Origin of the sequence: Pseudonocardia ammonioxydans (assembly GCF_900115005.1) — a bacterium.
Lineage (GTDB): Bacteria > Actinomycetota > Actinomycetes > Mycobacteriales > Pseudonocardiaceae > Pseudonocardia > Pseudonocardia ammonioxydans.
Window position 1 is genome coordinate 1 of sequence record NZ_FOUY01000010.1, and the last position, 22,059, is coordinate 22,059.

Annotated in this window: 18 protein-coding genes and 1 pseudogene; 13 read left to right on the forward strand and 6 right to left on the reverse strand. The window is 74.5% G+C overall.

Annotation, left to right across the window (positions count from 1 at the left end; translation table 11 throughout):
* Positions 1 to 408: pseudogene (locus BM093_RS11580) on the forward strand (HD domain-containing protein); the annotation flags it as partial.
* Between the two features lie 83 nt (positions 409 to 491).
* Complete coding sequence (locus tag BM093_RS11585; RefSeq protein WP_093341467.1) at positions 492 to 1,238, forward strand: DUF4190 domain-containing protein; 747 nt, start codon at positions 492 to 494, stop codon at positions 1,236 to 1,238.
* A gap of 152 nt (positions 1,239 to 1,390) precedes the next feature.
* Here the strand turns inward: BM093_RS11585 and BM093_RS11590 are convergent, their stop codons facing one another.
* A complete protein-coding gene (locus BM093_RS11590) occupies positions 1,391 to 1,810 on the reverse strand; it encodes a MarR family transcriptional regulator (protein ID WP_093341469.1) in 420 nt (139 codons plus the stop codon).
* A 79-nt stretch (positions 1,811 to 1,889) separates the two neighbouring features.
* Here BM093_RS11590 and BM093_RS11595 point away from each other — a divergent pair, with 79 nt between their 5' ends.
* The 5 genes from BM093_RS11595 to BM093_RS11615 all read left to right on the forward strand — a co-directional run bounded on the left by BM093_RS11595 (position 1,890) and on the right by BM093_RS11615 (position 6,835).
* Positions 1,890 to 2,381 (forward strand): DUF1059 domain-containing protein, encoded by a 492-nt coding sequence (locus BM093_RS11595; protein WP_093341471.1) that lies wholly within the window; start codon positions 1,890 to 1,892, stop codon positions 2,379 to 2,381.
* Positions 2,382 to 2,678: 297 nt separating this feature from the next.
* Complete coding sequence (locus BM093_RS11600) at positions 2,679 to 3,362, forward strand: hypothetical protein (RefSeq protein ID WP_093341473.1); 684 nt, start codon at positions 2,679 to 2,681, stop codon at positions 3,360 to 3,362.
* Positions 3,363 to 3,651: 289 nt separating this feature from the next.
* Positions 3,652 to 4,788, forward strand: coding sequence for an acyl-CoA dehydrogenase family protein (locus tag BM093_RS11605; RefSeq protein ID WP_245773463.1), 1,137 nt, complete (start codon positions 3,652 to 3,654; stop codon positions 4,786 to 4,788).
* A complete protein-coding gene (locus BM093_RS11610) occupies positions 4,788 to 5,630 on the forward strand; it encodes a phosphate/phosphite/phosphonate ABC transporter substrate-binding protein (RefSeq protein ID WP_218162741.1) in 843 nt (280 codons plus the stop codon). Before BM093_RS11605 ends, BM093_RS11610 begins: the two co-directional genes overlap by 1 nt.
* The gene (locus BM093_RS11615; protein WP_093341476.1) at positions 5,627 to 6,835 is read left to right on the forward strand and encodes a ferritin-like domain-containing protein; all 1,209 of its coding nucleotides are present in this window, start codon (positions 5,627 to 5,629) and stop codon (positions 6,833 to 6,835) included. Before BM093_RS11610 ends, BM093_RS11615 begins: the two co-directional genes overlap by 4 nt.
* On the opposite strand, the gene BM093_RS11620 is transcribed toward BM093_RS11615, so the two are convergent.
* Positions 6,828 to 7,778, reverse strand: coding sequence for a LysR family transcriptional regulator (locus tag BM093_RS11620; protein ID WP_093341478.1), 951 nt, complete (start codon positions 7,776 to 7,778; stop codon positions 6,828 to 6,830). The genes BM093_RS11615 and BM093_RS11620 overlap by 8 nt on opposite strands.
* 144 nt (positions 7,779 to 7,922) lie before the next feature.
* On the opposite strand from BM093_RS11620, the gene BM093_RS11625 reads away from it, so the two are divergent.
* The 3 genes from BM093_RS11625 to BM093_RS11635 all read left to right on the forward strand — a co-directional run bounded on the left by BM093_RS11625 (position 7,923) and on the right by BM093_RS11635 (position 14,264).
* The gene (locus tag BM093_RS11625) at positions 7,923 to 11,405 is read left to right on the forward strand and encodes a bifunctional proline dehydrogenase/L-glutamate gamma-semialdehyde dehydrogenase (RefSeq protein ID WP_093341480.1); all 3,483 of its coding nucleotides are present in this window, start codon (positions 7,923 to 7,925) and stop codon (positions 11,403 to 11,405) included.
* Positions 11,406 to 11,436: 31 nt separating this feature from the next.
* On the forward strand, positions 11,437 to 12,948 hold the full coding sequence (gene putP, locus BM093_RS11630) for a sodium/proline symporter PutP (protein WP_093341482.1): 1,512 nt from the start codon (positions 11,437 to 11,439) through the stop codon (positions 12,946 to 12,948).
* 83 nt (positions 12,949 to 13,031) lie between these two features.
* Positions 13,032 to 14,264, forward strand: a complete 1,233-nt coding sequence (locus BM093_RS11635; RefSeq protein WP_245773464.1) for an AI-2E family transporter — start codon at positions 13,032 to 13,034, stop codon at positions 14,262 to 14,264.
* Positions 14,265 to 14,947: 683 nt separating this feature from the next.
* Here the strand turns inward: BM093_RS11635 and BM093_RS11645 are convergent.
* Complete coding sequence (locus tag BM093_RS11645) at positions 14,948 to 16,384, reverse strand: DUF2252 domain-containing protein (RefSeq protein WP_093341487.1); 1,437 nt, start codon at positions 16,382 to 16,384, stop codon at positions 14,948 to 14,950.
* A 24-nt stretch (positions 16,385 to 16,408) separates the two neighbouring features.
* On the reverse strand, positions 16,409 to 16,906 hold the full coding sequence (locus tag BM093_RS11650; protein ID WP_093341490.1) for an NUDIX domain-containing protein: 498 nt from the start codon (positions 16,904 to 16,906) through the stop codon (positions 16,409 to 16,411).
* A 211-nt stretch (positions 16,907 to 17,117) separates the two neighbouring features.
* Here BM093_RS11650 and BM093_RS37150 point away from each other — a divergent pair, with 211 nt between their 5' ends.
* Both BM093_RS37150 and BM093_RS37155 read left to right on the forward strand, forming a co-directional pair.
* A complete protein-coding gene (locus BM093_RS37150; RefSeq protein WP_245773465.1) occupies positions 17,118 to 17,867 on the forward strand; it encodes a diacylglycerol/lipid kinase family protein in 750 nt (249 codons plus the stop codon).
* Positions 17,868 to 17,898: 31 nt separating this feature from the next.
* Positions 17,899 to 18,483, forward strand: coding sequence for a diacylglycerol/lipid kinase family protein (locus BM093_RS37155; RefSeq protein ID WP_245773466.1), 585 nt, complete (start codon positions 17,899 to 17,901; stop codon positions 18,481 to 18,483).
* A gap of 16 nt (positions 18,484 to 18,499) precedes the next feature.
* Here the strand turns inward: BM093_RS37155 and BM093_RS11660 are convergent, their stop codons facing one another.
* On the reverse strand, positions 18,500 to 19,039 hold the full coding sequence (locus tag BM093_RS11660) for a hypothetical protein (protein ID WP_245773467.1): 540 nt from the start codon (positions 19,037 to 19,039) through the stop codon (positions 18,500 to 18,502).
* Between the two features lie 84 nt (positions 19,040 to 19,123).
* Entirely contained in the window at positions 19,124 to 19,330 is a 207-nt protein-coding gene (locus tag BM093_RS11665; protein WP_093341492.1) for a hypothetical protein, read from the reverse strand.
* 163 nt (positions 19,331 to 19,493) lie between these two features.
* Here BM093_RS11665 and BM093_RS11670 point away from each other — a divergent pair, with 163 nt between their 5' ends.
* Entirely contained in the window at positions 19,494 to 22,055 is a 2,562-nt protein-coding gene (locus tag BM093_RS11670; protein ID WP_177238408.1) for a winged helix-turn-helix domain-containing protein, read from the forward strand.
* Positions 22,056 to 22,059 lie beyond the last annotated feature (4 nt).

Below are 22,059 nucleotides of genomic sequence, written 5' to 3' on the forward strand. Positions count from 1 at the left end.
CAGCGCTTCGAGATCGACGGCGCCGACGAGGCCCGCCGCTTCCTGCACGGCCACGGCATCACCGGCGACAGCGCGGACCGGGTGTGGACCGCGATCGCGCTGCACACCACCCCGGAGATCCCGCTGCACATGGCACCCGAGATCGCCCTGCTCACCCGGGGTGTGGAGCTCGACGTGCTCGGCATCGGCTACCACGCGCTCTCCGAGCAGCAGCGCGCTGCGGTGGTCGAGGCCCATCCCCGCCCGGACTTCAAGAACCGCATCCTGGCCGCGTTCACCGAGGGCATCCGGGACCGCCCGGAGACCACCTTCGGCAACGTCAAGGCCGACGTGCTCGCCCACTTCGTGCCCGGATTCGTCCGCGGGGACTTCGTCGAGGTCATCCGGAACTCGGACTGGCCGGAGTAGCCCAGCGGCGCGGCCTCTCATCAAAGTGGATGATCCGTCGCCCCGGCGAGAAACAACCGGGTCGACAGCGCGACAGAGTTGGCGTGACTACCTCACGCGAGCCGGAGTACCGGCCCATCCCGCCCCAGCCCTACCAGCAGCAGCCGCCCCAGGGCTGGGCCCCGCAGCCGCCCGCCCCGAAGAACGGGTTCGGCACGACCGCGCTCGTTCTCGGCATCCTGGGCGCGCTGTTCTCGTTCATCCCGTTCATCGGGGTGGTCGCCTGGCCTCTGGTTATCCTCGGTCTGATCTTCGGCATCATCGGATTCCTCCGCTCGAGGTCCGGGAAGGCCACCAACGGCGGTGTCGCCATCGCCGGCGCGGTCCTGTCGCTGATCGGTCTGGTCATCTGCGTGGTGTACGCCTCCGCGTTCACCTCAGCGGTCTCGAACCTGCCGGCCGCCCCGGCGTCTCCGGCGACTGCCGGCACCCCGACGGCGACCGGCAACCCCGGTGACACCCTCACCTCGGGCGACCTGCAGCTGACCGCCGGACCGCTGACCGACCGGACCCAGTTCGGCATGGCCATGAAGTGCGCCGAGGTCACCTACCTCAACAACGGCACTGCACAGGCGCCGTACAACACCTTCGACTGGAAGCTGCAGGACCCGGCGGGCGCGATCACCGCGCCCGGCATCAGCGGCGAGAACACACTGGCTTCCGGCCAGCTCGCGCCGGGGGGCACGACCTCCGGCCAGGTCTGCTTCGACACGAAGGGCACCCAGACCGGTGCCTACACGCTCACCTACGACGGCATGCTGTTCGGCAACGCCGTGTCCTGGAACAACTGACGGTCCACCCGCCCACCTCCCTCGTGCCCCCTGCCCGGACCCGAGGTAGTCACGCACCATCCCGGGCAGTGCAGGAGAGGTCCCCTCGCCCTCGGGCGGGGGGACCTTCGCCGTCCCGGCACGGCACCTCCGGTCGCCGCGGCCGACCTACGTCACGGCCGGGGCGCGAGCGCCTCACCCGCCGCCCGCAGGAAGCCCAACAGCTGCGGGCGCCCCGTGGCCGGCAGGGCGGGTACCAGCCGCTCGGCGAAGTCCCGGTAGGCGCCGGTCACCAGCTCGTGCCCGCTCATGGTGAGCTCGACCAGCAGCTTGCGACGGTCGGTGGGGTGCGCCCGACGTCGCACGTGCCCGGCCCGTTCGAGCTTGTCGAGCAGCTCGGTCGCGGACGCGGTGCTCACCCCCAGGTTCCGGGCGATCCCGGTCGGGGTGCACGGGCCGTCGTGGAAGAGCTGCCCGAGCGCGCTGAGCCGGGTCGGGTCCAGCTGCCGGGACCGGCCGGCCGCGAGCCGGTATCGCTCGCCCGCCACGACAAGATCCCGCACCGCCCGCGTGAGGGCCACGTCGTCGTCCATATTGATTAGGTTACCTAGCTGCTCGGTTTCCTGGTGATACGTTCGAACCGGCCACCACCGCGACGACCAGGAGCCGATCATGGCCCGGATGACGCTCGACTGCCGGAAGATGCCCAGCGACAGCGGATGCAGCCTGACCCTCAGCGGGGAGGCCGAGGAGGTGCTGCGCGCGGGTGTCGCGCACGCGGTCGACGTCCACGGCCACACCGACGACGAGGCCCTCCGCACCGGGATGCGCGCCGCGCTCGCGCCCGCGGCGGACGCCGCGATGGCCGAGGGCTCGTTCGTGCAGCTGATCGAGATCGGGACCGGCCGGATCGACGACGTCGTCGCCGCCGACCACGAGTGGACCGACGCGATCGGGGACGCCCGCACCGTGCGGTGGGCGCTCTACACCGCCGAGCGCGACCGGCCCGACCACTACGTCGCGATCGTCGGTTTCACCGACGCCGACAGCGCCGCCACCAACTCCGGGCACCCGGCCACGGCCGCGTTCGCCGACCGCCTGAGCAAGCTCTGCGACGACGGCCCGACCTTCCGCGACCTCGACGTGCGCGGCGCGCTGAGCTGACGCGCCCGGCGCCGGAATCCGCCGCCCGTGGGTGTGAGGCGCCGATTCCGGGGAACCCGGTGTGCACGGAGAGACTCCGTGATCGCGGTGCCCGTGACGGCACCGCATGTGGTGGATGAGGCGGGGCGTGGCGGTGCGGGGCACCACCGCCACGCCCCCACCGCCCGGGCGTCGCGGCATGGTCCCGTCATCACTTCCGATGAGTGACCGATCGGCGGTCTAACGTTGCTCCGGTCGCCGCGATGGAGTGGGCGGGTGGGTCGTATCGGGCGGCCCGGACCGAGTGGAGACCGGACGATGGCCTCGCACCGCCGCCGAAGGGATTCCGTCCGCCGCCCCTTCCCGTGGAGCCCCGGCCCGTGGAGCACCGCCCTCTGGCGCGTCGCCCTGCGGAGCGTCGCGGCGACGACCCTCGTCGCCGCGCTCGTCGTCGCCGGCACGCTCTCGTTCGCCCAGGAGTCGTCGAGCCTGCAGCTCGCGGCCGAGACCCCCGCCCCCACCACTGCCGCTCCGGTGGTGGCCGACCTCGTTCCGGCACCGCCGCTGCCGGCCCGGGTCGTCCCCGATTTTCCGCTCCCGGAGCCCCGGCCGGAGCCGACGAGCACGGACGGCTCCACCGACCGGTGCGAGGATCGCGCCTGGTGGCAGTCACGCAACCACGGCGACCCGAGCGACTACGTCGTCGCCTGCGGGAGCTGGCCGTCGTGGGTCGACCGTGGTGAGACCCCGTGCCTGCCCGGTGAGCGCGACTGCCCCGATGCGATGACCTCCGGTTCCGGGGCTGCCGGTTCCGGGGCTGCTGCTTCCGGGGCTGCTGCTACCGGGGCTGCTGCTACCGGGGCGTTGCCCTACACCGGTCCGACCGTCGGACGGGAGTGGTCGCCGGAGCACGGCTACTACGAGGGCCGGACCGACGGTCCGAAGAACAGCCACGGCGAGCCCTGCATGCAGGGACGGGACAACCACGACCCGAACTGCTGACGCCGTCCCGGCGAGCCCGACGACCGCCACCGCACCCGCGACCGTCCGATGTGACCCGATCTCCGGATTGCCGCCGTCACCGGCACGACCGATGCTGGCAGCGCGTGCGCGCCGTCGCGCCGAGGTCCGCCTGCGACCGGAGGGAGGGACCGTGTTCCGCCGTCGTTGAGCCGTCCCCCAACGCCGTCCGGTCGGGCGGCCCCCACACGGTCGTGACGGCGCACCGGGATCGAGCTGAGCTCTCCACTCCGTCGCGATCGCCACCCGCGATCCTTCAGGAGGAGCGCTCGTGACCACTGCTGCCATCCCGTCGTCTGCCCTGGCCGACGTGGCCGAACGAACGATCTCTCCGCACGCTGCGGAGACCGACCGCACCGGGGTGTTCCCCCGCCCGAGCATCGACGCGCTGGCCGGCGCCGGAACCCTGGGCCTGCTCAGTGCCCCCGAGGTCGGCGGTTCCGGCGGTTCGCTCGCCGACGTCGCCGCGACCGTGGAGCGGATCGCCCGCGCCGACGCCTCGGTCGCGATGATCGTGCTGATGCACTACGCCGCCGTGTCGGTGATCGAGGCCCACGGCCCCGACGACGTCCGCCGCGCGGTCGCCGCCGGGGAGCACCTGAGCACGCTGGCGTTCTCCGAACGCGGTTCCCGCAGCCACTTCTGGGTCCCGGTGAGCACCGCGACCGCCGCCGGTGACCGGGTCCGCCTGGACGCCGCGAAGAGCTGGGTGAGCGCGGCCGGCGAGGCCGACAGCTACGTCTGGTCGAGCCGTCCGGTCTCCGCCGAGGGCCCGATGACGTTGTGGCTGATCCCCGCGGCCACGCCGGGCGTCGAGGTCGCCGGGGAGTTCGACGGGTTCGGGCTGCGCGCCAACGCCTCCCTGCCCGTCGTCGCCGACGGCGCGCTCGTCGACGCCTCCGCCCGGCTCGGTGACGACGGCGACGGGCTGGACATCGCGCTGGGGAGCGTGCTGCCCACGTTCCTGGTGGGCAACGCCGCGGTCTCGCTGGGGCTGATGGAGGCCCTCGTCGAGGAGGCCGCCGGGCACCTGCGGAACTCCCGCCTCGAGCACCTCGACCAGACCCTGGCCGAGCAGCCCACCAGCCGGCACGCGTTCGCGGCCCTGCGGACCCGGGTCGACCTGACCCGCGCGTTCCTGTCCGACACGCTCACCGCCCTGGGCACCGGCCGGGAGGACGCCACCCTGCGGGTCCTGCAGGTCAAGGCGGTCGCCGCCGAGGCGGCGGCCGAGGTCGCCGACGGGGTGATGCGGCTGTGCGGCGGCGCGGCCTTCCGCAAGGAGCTCGGCATCGAACGCCGCTACCGCGACGCCCTCGCGGCGCGGGTGATGGCGCCGACCACCGAGGCACTGCACGACTTCGTCGGTCGCGCCGCGCTCGGCCTGCCGCTGTTCGGGGGTGCGTGATGACGCTGATCATGGGCGGGGTCGCCTACGACCCCAAGGTCCTCACCATCTGGGACGGGTTCCGGCAGTGGCTGCGCGGCCAGGGCCTGGACTTCGACTACGTCCTGTACTCGCACTACGAGCGGCAGGTCGAGGACCTCGCCGACGGCCGGATCCACGCCGCGTGGAACTCGCCGCTGGCCTGGCTGCGGACCGAGCGGCTCGCCGCCGCGCGGGGCCGGACGGTCCGGTCGGCGGTCATGCGCGACACCGACCAGGACCTCACCTCGGTCGTCGTCGTCCGCGCCGACTCGCCGGCGACCACGCCGGGCGACCTCGCCGGCGGGACGGTCGGCGTGGGGGCAGTCGACTCGCCCCAGTCGACGCTGATCCCGTTGTCGTTCCTGCGGCACTCCGGTCTCGACGACGTGCGGGTGCGGCGCTTCGACGTCGGGGTGGGGCTGCACGGCGACCACATCGGCGGGGAACGCGACGCCGCCCGCGCGCTGGTCGCCGGGGAGATCGACGCCGCCTGCATGATCGACGGCAACCACCTGCTGTTCGGTCAGGAGGGCACGCTCCCGGCCGGGTCGACCCGCGTGCTCGCCCAGACCGGCGTCTACGACCACTGCACGATGGCGATCGTCGACACCGCACCCGCCGACGAGGCCGACGAGTTCGTCCGGCTGCTGCTGTCGATGTCCTATGCGGACCCGCAGGTGCGGCCGCTGCTCGACCTCGAAGGACTCAAGCAGTGGGTCCCGGGACGCACGAGCGGTTTCGGCCCGCTCGCCCGGGCCGTCGACGAGACCGGCTTCTACGACGCCGCCGGCACGGTCACCGCCCGGGAGTACGACCCGTGACCGAGCAGCACCACCCGGGCGCCCCGCTCGACCTCGGTGTCCTGGGGTTCGAGCGGGGCGCCCACCTCCTCGTCCGGCGGGCGCTGCACGGGGTGCCGGTCGGCGGCCGGATCACCGTCACCGGCGGCGACCCCGCTCTCGGAGTGCACCTGCGGGCCTGGGCCCGCCGGGAGGGGCACGGGTTCTCCGCGGTCACCGGCCGCACCGCCACCTGGGAGCTGGCCCGCGGTTCCGCGGAGACCGACCGGTGGGCCGGCGCCGAGCGCGCCGGCGGCCCCGGGCCGGACGGGATCGTGGCCCGGCCGCCGGCGCACTGGGGTCTCGCCGCCCGTGGTGCACTCGTCGAGGCCGGCGGCCCCGACGTGCGCTTCGACGTCGACGACCGCGACGTCGTCTGGGCCGACCTGGCGCCGCGGCTCTACGCGCACGCCGCTGCCGCGCAGTGGGATCCGGCCACCGCGGTCGACTGGGACGCGACCACCGACGTGCCCGCCGAGGTCGAGGCGGCCGTCGTGCAGGTCATGACCTACCTGGTGGAGAACGAGCAGGCCGCCCTCGTCGTCCCGGCCGGCCTGCTCGCCCGCGTCCACCCGCACTTCCGGGAGGTCCAGCAGCTGCTCGCCGTGCAGGCCGCCGACGAGGCGCGGCACATGGACGTCTTCACCCGGCGGGCCCTCCTGCACGGCGGGCGGATGGGGACCTCCTCGGCCGGGGGACGCTCGTCGCTGGCGACGCTGCTCGCCGAGCCGGACTTCTCGCTGGCGTCGTTCCTGCTCTCGGTCCTCGGGGAGGGCAGCTTCCTCTCGCTGCTGGCCTTCCTCGAGCGGCACGCCCCGGACCCGGTCACCGCGCAGATCACCCACCTGGCCCGGGTCGACGAGGCCCGGCACGTCGCGTTCGGCGTCGCCCATCTGGAGCACCAGAGCGGCGTCGATCCGTCGTTGCGCGGGAAGCTGCGCACCGCGATCGAACGTCGGCACGACGCGCTCGCCGACACCGCCGGACTCAACGCCGACGTGTTCGACGCGCTCGTCGTGCTGGCCGCCGGAGCCTGGACCCCGGAGGCGATCGCCCGCGGTCACGACGCCGTGCAGGAGCTCCACCACGCCATGGACGAGGGACGGCGGCAACGCCTGGCCCGGCTCGGCTTTCCGCCCGACGAGGCGGCCGAGCTGTCGGCGCTGCACACCCGTAACTTCATGTGAGCGCGGTGGGGCCGGCCGGCTGTCCGCGCTCGCCCCGGGACGGCGCGGCCGGCCGGGCCCGCCCGACGGCCTCGAACGCCTCGGCGAGGGCGGCCCGGACCGCCCGGACCGCGGGCCGGGACGCCGCCGCGCTCCGGACCGAGGTGAACAGCTCCCGGTGCGACGGACCGGGCAGCTCGATCAGCCGGACGCCCTCGGTGTTGCCGGTCCACACCAGATCGGGCAGCAGCCCGACGGCGTGCCCGGCCCGCACCAGGTGCACGTGGATCTCCAGGTCCGCCGAGTCGAACCGGATGTCCGGGTCGAACCCGGCCGCGCGGCACTGCTGCACCGCCCAGTTGCGTGCCGCGGTCCCCTCCGGCTCCAGCACCCAGGGCAGGGTCCCGGCGTCGGCCAGCCCGCCGACCCCGGAGCCGGCCGGGACCACCAGCCGCACCGGGTCCGTACCGAGGGTCTCCCGGTCGAGCCGTTCGCGGTGCGCGCGGGTGTGGCCCGGGTACTGCTCGGCGATGGCCAGGTCGAACCCGCGGGCCTCCAGCTCGGTCAGCCCGATCTCGGGCGGCACGACCGCGGCCTCCACCCGCAGGTGCGGTGCCGTGGTCCGCAGCCGGGTCAGCGCTGCGGGCAGCAGCGCGCGTCCGGTGGTCTCCAGCGTCGCGATCCGGACCGTCTCCGCGACCGCGTGCCCCGGACCGAGCTCGCTGCGGACCCGTTCCTCCAGGTCGAGCACCTGCGCCGCGTGCCGGGCGACCCGCTCGCCGTGCGCGGTGAGCCGGATCCGGCGGCCGTCCGGCTCGAGCAGCCGGACACCGACCTCGTCCTCCAGCTTGGCCAGCTGCGCGGACACGCTCGACGGGCTGTAGTTCAGCGTCCGCGCCACCGCGGTGACGGTGCCGCGGCGCCGGAGTTCGTGCAGCAGGTGGAGCCGGTGCAGGTCCCACATGGTCGCTCGTCCTCCCGGGGAACCACCCGTCATCGAACCGTGCGGTTCTTCCGAACACTACCCTTCTCGAATCATCGCTGTTCTCGAAGCGTGAGTGCTGGGACTCTCCTCCGAACGGACCACGCCGAACGACGGGGAGAGGACATGAGCACCGACCACGCGATCGCGGTGGACGACCAGCAGCCCACGCTCGAGGAGATGGCCGACGACGCCGTCGCCCTCGTCCGGCGCTGGCTGGAGGCGGCCCGGCACGAGCCGGTCGACGCGTCCGCCCGCCGGCTCGCCGGTGTACTGGCCGATCCGAACGGGCTGGCGTTCACCGTCGGGTTCGTCGACGGCGTGATCCGCCCCGAGGACCCGCGGGCGGCGGCCCGGAACCTGGCGTCGCTGGTGCCGATCGTCCCGCGCTTCCTGCCGTGGCCGCTGCGTGCCGCCGTCCGGACCGGTGCGGTGGTGGGACGGGTGCTGCCCGGCGTGGTGGTCCCGCTCGCGCAGGCGTCGCTGCGCCGGATGGTGCGCCACCTGCTCGTCGACGCCTCCGAGCGCCGGCTCGGCCCGGCGATCGAACGGATCCGCCGCTCCCAGGGCGACGCCCGGCTCAACATCAACCTGCTCGGTGAGGCGATCCTCGGCGACGACGAGGCGGCCCGCCGGGTCGAGGGCACCCGCGCGCTGCTCCTCCGCGACGACGTCGACTACGTGTCGATCAAGGTATCGTCGACCGTGTCGCCGCACGACCCGTGGTCGTTCGACCGGGCGGTCGCCGACGCCGTCGAGGCACTCGCCCCGCTGTACCGGGTGGCCCGCACGGCCCCCGGCGGGCCGAAGTTCCTCAACCTCGACATGGAGGAGTACAAGGACCTCGACCTCACCCTCGCCGTCTTCACCGCCCTGCTCGACCGGCCCGAGTTCCACGACCTGCAGGCCGGGATCGTCCTGCAGGCCTACCTGCCCGACGCCCTGTCGGTGATGATCCGGCTGCAGGAGTGGGCCGCGGCCCGGGTCGCCGGCGGCGGCGCGCCGATCAAGGTCCGGGTGGTCAAGGGCGCCAACCTGCCGATGGAGCAGGTCGACGCGGAGCTGCACGGCTGGCCGCTCGCGACCTGCGGCAGCAAGCAGGAGTCCGACGCCTCGTACAAGGCCGTGCTCGACTACGCGCTGCGGCCCGAGCACACCGCGGCGGTGCGGATCGGCGTCGCCGGGCACAACCTGTTCGACATCGCGCTGGCCTGGCTGCTCGCGCAGCGGCGGGATTGCACGGACGGTGTCGAGATCGAGATGCTGCTCGGCATGGCGACCGCGCAGGCTGCGGCCGTCCGCGCCGACGTCGGTTCGCTGCTGCTCTACACCCCCGTCGTGCACCCGGACGAGTTCGACGTCGCGATCGCCTACCTGATCCGCCGGCTCGAGGAGGGGGCCTCGTCCGAGAACTACATGTCCGCCGCGTTCGACCTCGACGCCGACCCGGGCCTGTTCGAGCGGGAGAAGCAGCGGTTCCTCGCCTCGGTCGCCGCGATGCCGGTCGCACCGCCCGCACCGAACCGGGTGCAGGACCGCACGCGTCCGGCGCCGTCGGGTAGGTGGATCGGCGCGGCACCCTTCGTCAACACCCCGGACACCGACACCGCGGTCGCGGCGAATCGGGGATGGGGCGCGGCGATCCGCTCCCGGATGCGCGACTCCGCGCTCGGTGAGCGGACCGCCGCCGACGGGGTCGTCACCTCCCGCGGCGCGCTCGAGGAGCTCGTGACCGGCACCCGGGCGGCGGGCGAGGCGTGGCGCGCGCTCGGCGCCGACGAGCGGGCCACGATCCTGCACCGGGCCGGGGAGGAGCTCGCCGCCCGGCGCGCCGAGCTGCTGGAGGTCATGGGCTCGGAGTGCGGGAAGCTGCTCGAGCAGGGCGACCCGGAGGTCAGCGAGGCCATCGACTTCGCGCACTACTACGCCGAGGCCGGCCGCAGGCTCGAGACCGTCGAGGGTGCCCGGTTCGAGCCGCCGCGGCTCACCGTGGTGACCCCGCCGTGGAACTTCCCGGTCGCCATCCCGGCCGGGTCCACACTGGCCGCGCTCGCCGCCGGGTCACCGGTGGTGCTCAAACCGGCCGACCCCGCGCACCGCTGCGGTGCCGTGGTGGCCGAGGCGCTGTGGGCGGCCGGGGTCCCGCGCGACGTGCTGCGCTACGTCCGCCTCGACGAGGGCGACCTCGGCCCGGAGCTGATCGCGCACCCGTCGGTCGAGCGGGTGATCCTCACCGGCGCCTACGAGACCGCCGAGCTGTTCCGCTCGCTGCGGCCCGACCTGCCGCTGCTGGCCGAGACCAGCGGAAAGAACGCGATCATCGTGACCCCGGCCGCGGACCTCGACCTCGCCGCCCGCGACGTCGCCCGGTCGGCCTTCGGGCACGCCGGTCAGAAGTGCTCGGCCGCGTCGCTGGTCGTGCTCGTCGGCTCGGTCGCGACCTCGACGCGGTTCCGCCGCCAGCTCGCCGACGCGGTGTCCTCGATGCGGGTCGGTCTGCCCTGGGAGGAGGGAACCCAGGTCGGCCCGCTGATCGGGCCGGCGCAGGGCGGGCTGCTCTCGGCCCTGACCACGCTCGGCCCCGGGGAGCGCTGGATGATCACCCCCGAGCGGCTCGACGAGGACGGGACGCTGTGGCGCCCCGGCGTGCGGGAGGGGGTGCGGCCCGGGTCGGAGTACCACCTCACCGAGTACTTCGGACCGGTGCTCGGGATCATGACCGCGCAGACCCTGGAGGAGGCGGTCGCGCTGGTGAACCGGATCGAGTACGGCCTCACCTCGGGCCTGCACTCGCTGGACCCCGACGAGATCGACACCTGGCTGCGCACCGTCGAGGCGGGCAACCTCTACGTGAACCGGGGCATCACCGGCGCGATCGTGCAGCGCCAGCCCTTCGGCGGGTGGAAGAAGTCCGCCGTCGGCACCGGCGCCAAGGCCGGCGGCCCGAACTACCTGGCCGGGCTCGGTGGGTGGACCGACGCCCCCGTCCCGGCCGGCTCCCCCGGCGACGCGCTCACCGAGCGGGTGCTGCAGGGCGCCCGCGCGGCCGGGATCGGCGCCGACGACCTGGCCTGGCTGACCGGCGCGCTGGGTACCGATGTCACGGCGTGGCGGGACGAGTTCGGCCTCGCCCGGGACGCGACCGGGCTGACCGGCGAGCACAACGTGCTGCGCTACCACCCGATGCCGGTCACCGTCCGCCACGACGGCGGCCGGGCGGTCGAGCTGCTGCGGATCGTCGCGGCCGGAGCACGGGCGTCCGCGCCGGTGACGGTCAGCACCGCCGGCCCGCTGCCCGCCGCGCTGCACGACGCACTGGTCGCGCTCGGGGCCTCGGTCCGCCACGACGACACCGGTGCCTGGCGCGCGCTCGCCCGCCGGCTCGGCGTCGAGGGCGGCCGGCTCCGGCTGGTCGGCGCCCCGGCCGACGAGGTCACCGCCGTCACCGGTGGCTCGCCCGCGCTGGCCGTGTACGACGGCCCGGTCGTCGGCGCGGGCCGGGTCGAGCTGCTGACCTTCCTGCGCGAGCAGGCCGTCTCGGTGACCGCGCACCGGTTCGGGACCCCGCACCCCCACGCCGTACCGGCCGTCGTGCCGGCCCACCACTGACCCCCTGCCGGAACGAGCACAGGAGCTCCCGATGCCGGACCAGACCTTCCAGATCAGTGCACTCGTCGTCTACTTCGCCGTGATGATCGGCATCGGCTGGTACGCCTACCGGCAGACCAGCGACCACGAGGGCTACATGCTGGCCGGGCGGCAGCTCCCACCCGGGACGGCGGCCCTGAGCGCCGGGGCGTCGGACATGTCCGGCTGGCTGATGATGGGTCTGCCCGGGGCGATCTACGCCGCCGGCCTGGTCGAGGCGTGGATCGCCATCGGCCTGACCGCCGGGGCGTACCTCAACTGGCGCTACGTCGCCCCGCGGCTGCGCTCCTACACCGAGGTCGCCCGGAACTCGATCACGATTCCGAGCTTCTTCGAGAATCGCCTGCACGACACCTCGCGCAGCCTGCGGGTCGCCTCGGGGGCCATCGTCCTGGTGTTCTTCACCTTCTACGTCTCGTCCATGCTGGTCGCCGGGGGTGAGTTCTTCGGGCTCGCGTTCGGTGGCTCGTACCTGACCGGCATGCTGATCGTCGCCGTCGTGACCGTGGCCTACACCGTGATCGGCGGCTTCCTCGGGGCGTCGCTGACCGACGTCGTGCAGGGCGTGATGATGATGCTGGCACTGCTGGTCGTGCCGGTCGTCGCCATCGGTGCGATCGGCGGGCCGGGCGAGACCCTCGCGGGGGTCCGCGAGATCGACCCCGCGCGGCTGTCGCTGCTGGGCGGGGAGGCGCTGTCGGCCACGACCCTGCTCGGCGTCGTCTCCGCCGCGGCCTGGGGCCTGGGCTACTTCGGCCAGCCGCACATCATCGTGCGGTTCATGGCCATGCGCGACGCCGCCTCCGCCACCGCGGCGCGCCGGATCGGGATCAGCTGGATGGCCGTCTCCCTGCTCGGGGCGGTCGCCTGCGGGCTCGTCGGCATCGCGTTCTTCCACCGCACCGGGAACACGCTGGACAACCCGGAGCTGGTGGTGCTGGCGATGTCGCAGATCCTGCTGCACCCGCTGGTGGTCGGGTTCGTGTTCGCGGCGGTCCTGGCCGCGATCATGAGCACGGTGTCCAGCCAGCTGATCGTCAGCTCCTCGGCGTTCGTCGAGGACCTGTACAAGGTCTTCGGCCGGGAGACCTCGCCGCGCACTCTGATGCTGCTCGGCCGGGTGTGCGTGGTGGGGGTCGCGGTGATCGCCGGCCTGCTCGCGCTCGACCCCAGCGACACCATCCTCGACCTGGTCGGCTTCGCCTGGGCAGGCTTCGGTGCATCGTTCGGGCCGGCGATCCTGCTGTGCCTGTTCTGGCGCCGGCTCACCAACTGGGGCGCGCTGACCGGGATGGTCGCCGGCGCGGTGACGGTCTTCGCCTGGGACTCCTTCGGTCCCGAGATCGCGGGCACCGAGCTGTACGAGATCATCCCCGGGTTCGCGGTGAATCTGCTGTTCGCCGTCGTCGTGAGCCGGCTGACCTGGACCGCGAACGAGGAGATCGACCGCGAGTTCGACGCGGCGGTCGAGGGCTCCGGGGCCCGGAAGGCCGTCGCCTCCTGAGCGCCGTTCCGAACGGCCGCGCACCCGGGATCACCCCGGGAAGGTGAGGCCGGGGCCCCGCACCTTCCCTACCGTCCCGCCCCGTGAGCTCGTCCACCGTGGTCCCGCGCCGGCCGGCACCCGGGAGCCGTGCGCCCCTCGTGCCACGCACCCTGGTCATCCTTCTCGGCGCGGCGTCCATGGTGATCGTCCTGACCGGGGCACGGGCGGTGGCGTGGCTGATCGGCCCGGCGGCCCTCGCCCTGATCATCGTGATCGCGATCGCGCCGCTCCGCACCCGGTTGCACCGCCTGGGCTGGCCGGGCTGGGCGAGCACGCTGGTGCTCGTCGTGGCCATCTACGCGATCATGATCGGGCTCGCGCTGGGCATCATCGTCTCGATCGCCCAGCTCGCCACCGAGCTGCCGCGCTACACCGGCCAGGCCACCGCGATGCTCCACTCGAGCTCGGCCCGGCTCGCCGAGCTGGGCATCGGTCCGGAACAGATCGCGGCAGCGCGCGAGTCGCTGGACCCCGGCAAGGTGGCCGCACTGCTGGGCTCCCTGCTCAGCAGCGTGGCGGGGCTGGCCTCCAACCTGGTCTTCCTCCTGGCCCTGCTGCTGTTCCTGGCGCTCGAGGCCTCCGGGGCCGGCGAACGCCTCGCGTCGATCGCCGTCGACCGGGAACCCGTCGCCGACGCCCTGCAGCGGTTCGCGCACGGGTCCCGGCAGTACCTGATCGTGACCACGGTCTTCGGACTGATCGTCGCGGTGCTCGACACGATCGCGCTGGCCCTGCTGGGCGTCCCGCTCGCCGTCACCTGGGGCCTGCTGGCCTTCATCACCAACTACATCCCCAACGTCGGCTTCGTCATCGGCGTCGTGCCGCCCGCGCTGCTGGCGCTGTTCGTCGGCGGGCCGGGGCTGGCGGTCACCGTGATCGTCGTCTACATGGTGCTGAACTTCGTCGTGCAGTCACTGATCCAGCCGCGTTTCATCGGGGACGCGGTGGGCCTCTCGGTCACCGTGACGTTCGTGTCCCTGATGTTCTGGGCCTGGCTCCTCGGTGCGCTCGGCGCGATCCTCGCCGTCCCGCTGACGCTGTTCTGCAAGGCCGTGCTGGTCGACATCGACCCGCGGGTCGGCTGGGCCGACGCGCTGCTGCGCTCGACCCCGGGCGCCACCGAGCCCGATCACGAGCCCGCCGAGCCCGATCAGCGAACCGTCGCGCCGCGCGACCGGACGAGCTCGGAGCTGACGACCGCGGACCCGACCAGCAGCAGCCCGAGCACCAGCAGCCAGGAGAGCACCGCCACCGCGACCCCCACCGTGCCGTAGCGCGCGGCGTCGCGGCCCACGGCCACCGGGAGGTAGAGCCCCGAGGCCATATTCACGACCTGGCCGGTGCCGGTGAGGGCCGCGCCGGGCAGCAGCGTCCACCATCCGATGCGGCCGCCGAGCAGCAGGAACAGGATCGGCCACCACAGCAGCACCGCCGCCACCGCCCGCACGAGCAGCCCGGCCCAGGAGTCGTTCAGGATCCCGGCGAACACCGGCCCGAGGCAGGCGAGCAGGGTGAACTCACCGACCAGGGCGACCGCGGCGAGCAGGCCGTACACGTACCCGCGTCCCCCGCGGGGCGGCAGCTCCCAGGACGCCTGGTACACCCGCTGCAGGGTCCGGGTGAAGCCCAGGACCGACAGCACCAGCAGGACCATCCCGAGCACGGTCAGCGGCTGCACCCCCGGCGGCTGCGTGTACAGCTCGGACAGCGCCGCCCCCGCCTGCCCGGAGGGGTCCAGACCGGACACGAGCCCGCGGGTGGCCGCACCGTCCGACGGGTCGAGCGCGGCCACGGTCATGACGAGCGGGGCGAGTGCGACGAACGCCTGCGCCGACAACGCGAGGGCACGGTCGTACCCGCCGATCGCGGTCATCCGCCGGAACACGCGCAGCGGGACCGCGTCGCCGTGGCGCAGCAGCACGCGGTCGTAGCGGTCGCGCAGGGACACCCGCGACGCCTACCCGCCCGTGGGGTCCGCGGCGATCCGGCCGTCGTCGATCGCCGCCACCAGGTCGCGGTGGTCACGCTCGTTGCGGTCGGCGTAGACCCGGGCGAACTCCGCCACCGCCCGGTCGAAGACGGGGCCGGAACCGAGGTAGGCGGCGATGGCGATGCGGTCACCGGAACGCGCGTGCGCCTTGGCCAGGGTCCAGCCGCACAGCTCGCCGTAGACCTGCAGCTCCCGCGGGCCCATCGACCCGATGTCCGCGGAACCCTTCCAGTCCCGCAGCTGCCGCAGGTGGAAGTCGCGGTCGCGACCGTCGAAGCCCTCCGCCCGCACCCAGCTGAGGAAGATGTCGCCGACGGTCTGGACGAGCCGCTGCCCGACGACGATGCGCTCACCGTTGTTGCCGAACCCGCTCGGCCCGAGGAACCGTTCCAGGACCGACGGGCCGGCCTCCTTCGCCTGCAGGAACAGCGCGTCGTCGGGGTCGTCCCCGAGCAGCAGGACCATGTACGTGCGGGTGCCGACGCTGCCGACACCGACGACCTTGCGGGCGACGTCGACCAGCCGGTACCGGTCGAGCAGGACCCGCCGATCCGGCTCCAGGTTCGCCCGGTAGCGATCGAGGACCCGCTGCAGGCCCTGTGCCACGTCGGCACCGTCCACGACCAGGTCACGGACCGGGGTGATCAGCGGCGGGGCCGCGGCGATGCACGGCCGGCCGTCGCGGACGCCGGCGAACCGTCCGAGCGATCCCAGGTGGTCGCGGGTGTAGGCCTTGGCGATGGTGCCGCGCAGCTTCGCGCGCCGGGCCCCGGAGAGGCGGGGTGCCAGCCCGGCCTGCAGCGTGGCGACGTCGCCCAGGGCGTACCAGACCTCCAGCGCGGGGCGTCGGGCGAAGTCGCGCATCGCGTGCCGGTACGCCGCCACCGCGGCGACGACGATGTCCCGGCGCCGCCCCGCCCCGACGTCGTTGTCGCGCCCGGCGACCTCCAGGCTCGCCGCGAGCCGCTTCACGTCCCACTCCCAGGGCCCGGGGGCGGTCTCGTCGAAGTCGTTGATGTCGAAGATCAGGCGCCGCTCGGGGGAGCCGAACATCCCGAAGTTGCCCAGGTGGGCGTCCCCGCACAGCTGGGCGGTCAGCCCGGTCCGGGGCGTGCCGGCGAGGTCGCTCGCCATCGGGAGCGCCGCACCCCGGAAGTAGCTGAACGCCGAGGCGGCCATCCGGCCGTAGCGGAGCGGAACCAGTTCCGGCACCCGCTCGGCGTCCTGTCCGGCCAGCAGGGTCAGCGGATCCGGGCACGCGGGATCCCGGACGAACTCCGCGTGGCTGCCCCGGGGCGTCCCGCGACGCGCCGCCTTCCCGTACGCCGCGCGCTGCTCCCGCGTCGGTGACGGGACCTCGCCGATCGCACGGGCGTCCCTGCCTCGTGCGGCGTCTACCGCCATCGGTGCACCTCCGGTCCGCCGCGCTCAGTCCAGGTACGGGTCGGGTGCCCCGGACAGCGCCGCCGCGACCCACTGGCCCGCGCCGGGCTCGACCGGGAGCGTCGCGACGTCCGCCGGGTCGAACCAGGCCGCGGCGACGGTCTCGTGCCGGTCCGGTCGCGGCTCCCCGCGCACGTGCCAGGCGTGCAGGCACACCACGAACTGCTGGCGGACCTCCTCGCCGGTCGCGCTGACCACCACGAGCTCCGGGTCGGTGAACAACCCGACGACCCCGGTGACCCGCACCAGTACCCCCGCCTCCTCCACGGTCTCCCGGACCGCCGCGGTGAGCAGGCTCTCCCCGACGTCGACCCGGCCGCCGGGCAGCTCCCACATCCCGCTGTCCACCCGGCGCACGAGCAGCAGCCGGCTCCGGTCGTCCCGCGCGGCGACGAACACCGACGGGGTCACGACGGTCGCGGGCGGGGCCGAGCGGTCGTGGAAGTGCACCCGCCGGACGGGCATCGGGATCGTTCCGCTCATCCTGCACCCCCGTCTCCCGCACCCCGGAGAGCAGGATCGGCCACCCGGTCGCCCCGGCACATCCCCTGGACGGGGTGACCCGGTGCGGAGTCATCCGGGCCGGGTGACGCGACGGGGCACGGGACGGGCCACGGTCGAGGTGCCCGGCCGGAGGAGTGCCCGTGTCGAGGAAGTGCCCGTTGCGAGGAAGTGCCCCGTAGGAGTGATTGCCATGCCGGATCCCGCGGTGCCGGCCCCACCGTCCGTTCCACGGCGCGTCGCCGCCGCCGTCGCGCTGCTCGCACTCCTCACCGCGCTCGCCGTCGTCCTCACCGCGGTGCTGCGCGACCCCCTCCGGGCGCTGCTGCTGCCGGTGCTCCTCCTCGCGTGCGTGACCGCCGCCTGGACGGCACTGGTGAACGTGGACGGCCGACGCATCGTCGCGGCCCTGGTCGCGCTCGTCGCGTTCGTGGCGCTCGCGGCGCTGCTGCTCGCCGGGCCGCTGCTGCGGACGGCGCTCGTCGTGGTGCTCGTCGTGATCGCGGTCGGGGCGGCCCAGCTCGCGGTCGCCCGGGATCTCGTCCACGGGCCGGGGGAGCGGCGGCCGGTCGGCGCGGCCCGCCACGGCGTGCTGTTCCTGAACCCGTGGTCCGGAGGCGGAGCGGTGGCCCGGTCGGGTCTGGTCCAGCGGACCCGGGAGCTGGGCGTCGACCCGGTCCTGCTGGGTGAGGGCGAGGACCTGCGGGAGCTCGCCGAACGCGCGGTCGCGCGGGGCGCGGACGTGATCGGGATGGCCGGTGGCGACGGGTCCCAGGCGGTGGTCGCCGACGTCGCCCGGCGGCACGACGTCGCGTTCGTCTGCGTCCCCGCGGGCACCCGCAACCACTTCGCACTCGACCTCGGGCTCGACCGGGCCGACCTGCGCGCTGGAGGCGTTCGGCACCGCCGTCGAGCGACGGGTCGACCTGGCCACGGTCGGTGACCGGGTCTTCGTCAACAACGCCTCGCTGGGCGTGTACGCCACCGTCGTCCGGTCGGAGGACTACCGCGCGACGAAGCTCGCGACGACGGCGCGGCTGCTGCCGGACCTGCTGGGGCCGGACGCGGCGCCGTTCGACCTGCGGTTCCGCTCGTCCGACGGGCAGAGTGCCCGCACCGCGGATCTCCTGCTGGTCTCCAACGGTCCGTACCGTCTCGGCCATCTCGGTGGGTTCGGCACCCGGGAGCGGATGGACACCGGGTTGCTCGGTGTCGTGACGGTGACGGTGGACCGCGCGTGGGACGTGACCGCGCTGCTCGCCGCGGAGGCCGGTGGGCACCTCGAGCGGTTCCACGGCTACCGGGAGTGGACGACCCCCGCGTTCCGGGTCGACTCCGGGGTGGCCGCGATCGACCTCGGGATCGACGGGGAGTCGGTGCAGCTGGCCCCTCCGCTGGAGTTCCGCTCCCTGCCGGGTGCGCTGCGCGTGCGGGTCCCGGTGGAGGCTCCGGGCGCACCCCCCGCCGCGGTCGCCCCCGCCGGGCTGTCCGCGGCCGTCACCGCGCTGTTCCGGGTGCTCGCGGGCCGGTCGGCCCGGCCGCCGGCCCCCGGCGGGTGATCCGGCGGCGCCGCGGTCAGTGCAGCGACAGCTTCAGCACGATGATGACCACCCCGAGCCCGGCGCTGAGTGCGCCCCACCCGACCGCCGCGGCCGGTGGGGCCCCCGCCCGCCGCGCGGCGAGGTGCCCCAGGCCGCCGAGCAGCACCGTGGCGACGACGAGCGCGATGAGCACCCCGGTGCGCAGGTCGTCGGTGACGCTCTCGACCAGCACCAGCACCACGAGCGGGGTGGAGGCCGCCTGCACCATGGGCCAGCCGTGCCGGAGCACCTCCGCCACCGCGTCGAGCCGGTGCGTGCCGTCGACCACCACGCTCAGCACGCGGGCGTACCGCTCGGCCACCCAGTACACGAGCACCGTCACGACGACCGTGACCACGACCTCGCCCAGCGTGCCGTGCAGGCTGGCGGCGGTCAGGGCGGCGGCCCCGACGACGGTCCCGTGGATCGCGTGGGCGAGTTCGCGGGCGTCCGACCACTCCCGATGACCCCAGTGCAGCAGGCGGGTCAGCCGGGTGGGACGCCGGCGCCTGCCGCGCGCCGGGGACTCGGTCACGGCGCCGTCCCCATTGCCGCTCGTGCCATGCCGGCACCATGCTCCACCGTCCCGGTGCCGGCTCCACCCGCGCGGGGTGAGCCGTCACTCCCGCAGCGGCTGTGCCGAGACGACGACCAGCCCGTGCACCCGGAACCGCGCCATGATCCCGTGCAGGTGCGACTCGTCGACGACCTCGCCACGCAGGACGAGACCGGCGGGCACCTCTTCGATGTCCAGGTCCGCGAACGACTCGCGGCCCTGTTCCGCGAGGTACCCCTCGACCTGGAACTCGTACGGTCTCACCGCCATGACACCTCCGTCGGGGATCCGCACGGATGGTCGCGCTCCTGCCGGTGGCCCGGCATCGCCCGCACGGGACGAGGCGGGCTCACCCCGGGCCGACGCACACTCGCCGCGGGTGGCGGCGGCCGGGCGATCGGGAACGGATCCGTCCACCGGGGCCGGAGGGGAGATGGCGACCATCGCGCTGTCCAGGACCACACCGCCCGCGCTGCCGCGGGACCTCGTCCCCCGCCCGGCGTTGCGCCGGGTGCTCGACGAGGGTGCGGACCGGGCGCTGACCCTCGTGTGCGCGCCGCCCGGTTTCGGGAAGTCGCTGCTGCTCGCGGAATGGGTGCGGCGGTGCCCGCAGGCCCCGGCGGTGTGGGCGTCCCTCGACGAGGAGGACGACGATCCGCGGCAGTTCCGGAGCGTGCTGCTCGAGGCGCTGCGCGACAACCCGGCCGTGCCGGCGTCGAGCGGGCTGCAGCGGCTGCTCGTGTCCCGCACGGGCCTCGACCGGGACCTCCTCGACGAGCTGTGCGCCGCCCTCGGCGAGCTGCCACGGCCGCTGCGGCTGATCCTCGACGACGTCCACCACCTCCGGAGCGCACCCGTCGTCGAGGACCTCCGCACGCTCGTCCGCGGGTCCGGACCGGCCCTGCAGCTCGTGGTCGCGAGCCGGCTCGACCCGCCGCTGCCGCTGTCCCGGCTGCGGCTCGACGACGAGCTGTGCGAGCTGCGTGCCGGACAGCTGCGGTTCTCGGAGGCGGAGACCGCGCTGCTGTTCGAGCGGGGCGGCGTCCGGCTCGGTCCGGATCACCGCGGGGTCCTGCAGGACCGGACCGGCGGCTGGCCCGCCGGGCTGCGCCTGGCCCAGCGTTCGCTGCACGGTCATCCCGACCCCGACCGGTTCGTCACCGCGTTCTCCGGCGACGAGTGCTCCGTCTCCGACTACCTGATCGGGGAGGTCCTCGCCGGCATCGGCCACGTGGCGCGGGAGGTGCTGCGCCGGACGAGCATCGCCGATCCCGTGCCGGCCGCGCTGGCCGTGGAGCTCTGTGAGCGGGAGGACGCCGCCGACATCCTCGACACACTGGTACGCGACCTCGGCCTCCTCACGACGACCGGTGCCGGCCGGTGTGACTACCGGGTCCAGGAGCTCCTCCGCTCCCACCTGCTCGCCGACCTCGGGCGGGGCGGCGACGAGTGCGTCGCGGCGCTCCACCGGCGCGCCGCACACTGGTGGGACCGGCAGGGACACCCGGTACAGGCCCTGCGGCACGCCTCCCGGTCCGCCGACCGGACGGTGCTCACCGACCTGCTGCACCGCCGGGCGGGCGTGCTCGTGGCGCGCGGGGAGCACGCCGCGGTGCAGGGCGCCGCAGCGGCCCTCGCCGCCTCCCCGCCGGCCACCGCCTGGCAGGCCACGGCGGCCGCCTGGGGAGCGCTCGAGCGGGGCGACCGCCGTGCCGTCACCGCACAGGCACGACGGGCACGGGGCGCCGGGGCGCCGCCCGACCCCACCAGGGACGCGCTGCTGCGCACGGTCGAGCGGTTCGCCGGGCTCCGCACCTGCGCACCGGAGCCCGCCCCCGCGCCCCGGGACCCGGCGCTGGGCGCACTCGTCCTCGCCGGCCGGGGGACCACGCGCGGCCTGCTCGCCGCGGGCCGGCAGGACCTGGGGTCGGCCCTCGCCCGAGCCCACCGGCTCGACCTGCCCCTGCTCGAGGTGCACTGCCGGTGCGTACTCGGCGTGTCGGCCTGGGCGGACGGCGATCTCCGGGCGGCCGCGGACGCCGCCGGTGCGGCGACGGCCGCGGTGCGCGACGGTGGGTGGGCGGGTACGGGCTGGGCGGCGTGTGCGCACGCGCTGACCGGCCTGGTCGCGCTCGAGCGGGGCGAGGCCCACGCCGCCTCGGAGACCGCCGAGGCGGGGCTGCGCACCGCGCCCGCCGGGCTCGACCCGGTCCTCGACTTCGCCCTGCGCGCGGTGCACGGGGGCGCGCTGTTCGACCGCGGGGAGAAGGCCGCCGGCCTGCTCGAGCTGCGGCAGGCGCACGCCGCCGTGGCCGGGACGGTCGTCCCCGCGGTGCTCGCCGCAGCGGTCGCCCTGATCGAGCACCGGATCGCGCTCGGGCTCGGTCATGCCTCGGCGGCCGCGGGTGCGGCGGACCGGCTCACCGGCCGGCCGGGTACCCGGGCCGAACGGATCCTGATGCAGGCGCGGACCGAGTCGGCGGCCGGGGCGTTCGCCCGGGCCCGCACGACCCTCGCCCCGCTGCTGCACCCGTCGGCGGGTCCGGCACGACCGGCCACGGTGGTGGAGGCCTGGTTGGTCGCGTCCGAGGTCGCCCTCGCGTCCGATGACCGGCTCGCCGCCCGCCAGGCGCTGCGGGCGGCGCTGGACCGGGCCCGCCCCGTCGACGTGGTGCGCCCGTTCCTGCTCGCCCGGGCCGGGGTGCGGGCCCTGCTCGTCGACGAGCTCGTCGACACCGACGACCGCGGTCGCTTCGCGGCCCGCCTGCTCGGCCCGCGGCCCGCGGTGCTCCCCGCAGCCGTGTCGCTCACGCCACGCGAGCACGAGGTCCTGACCCGGTTGCCCTCCCTGCTGAACCTCGCCGAGATCGCCGACGACCTCGTGGTCTCGGTCAACACCGTCAAGAGCCACGTCCGGTCGATCTACGACAAGCTCGGCGCCGGGACCCGGCGCACCGCCGTGCTGGCCGCGCACGAGCGCGGGCTGCTCGGCTGACCGG

Bases quoted from the DNA above. Each gene is read 5' to 3' on its own strand.
- BM093_RS11590 (WP_093341469.1), bottom strand. From the start codon at position 1,810: ATGGACGACGACGTGGCCCTCACGCGGGCGGTGCGGGATCTTGTCGTG.
- BM093_RS11595 (WP_093341471.1), top strand. From the start codon at position 1,890: ATGGCCCGGATGACGCTCGACTGCCGGAAGATGCCCAGCGACAGCGGA.
- BM093_RS11600 (WP_093341473.1), top strand. From the start codon at position 2,679: ATGGCCTCGCACCGCCGCCGAAGGGATTCCGTCCGCCGCCCCTTCCCG.
- BM093_RS11610 (WP_218162741.1), top strand. From the start codon at position 4,788: ATGACGCTGATCATGGGCGGGGTCGCCTACGACCCCAAGGTCCTCACC.
- BM093_RS11620 (WP_093341478.1), bottom strand. From the start codon at position 7,778: ATGTGGGACCTGCACCGGCTCCACCTGCTGCACGAACTCCGGCGCCGC.
- BM093_RS11625 (WP_093341480.1), top strand. From the start codon at position 7,923: ATGAGCACCGACCACGCGATCGCGGTGGACGACCAGCAGCCCACGCTC.
- putP (WP_093341482.1), top strand. From the start codon at position 11,437: ATGCCGGACCAGACCTTCCAGATCAGTGCACTCGTCGTCTACTTCGCC.
- BM093_RS11645 (WP_093341487.1), bottom strand. From the start codon at position 16,384: ATGGCGGTAGACGCCGCACGAGGCAGGGACGCCCGTGCGATCGGCGAG.
- BM093_RS11650 (WP_093341490.1), bottom strand. From the start codon at position 16,906: ATGAGCGGAACGATCCCGATGCCCGTCCGGCGGGTGCACTTCCACGAC.
- BM093_RS37150 (WP_245773465.1), top strand. From the start codon at position 17,118: ATGCCGGATCCCGCGGTGCCGGCCCCACCGTCCGTTCCACGGCGCGTC.
- BM093_RS11665 (WP_093341492.1), bottom strand. From the start codon at position 19,330: ATGGCGGTGAGACCGTACGAGTTCCAGGTCGAGGGGTACCTCGCGGAA.
- BM093_RS11670 (WP_177238408.1), top strand. From the start codon at position 19,494: ATGGCGACCATCGCGCTGTCCAGGACCACACCGCCCGCGCTGCCGCGG.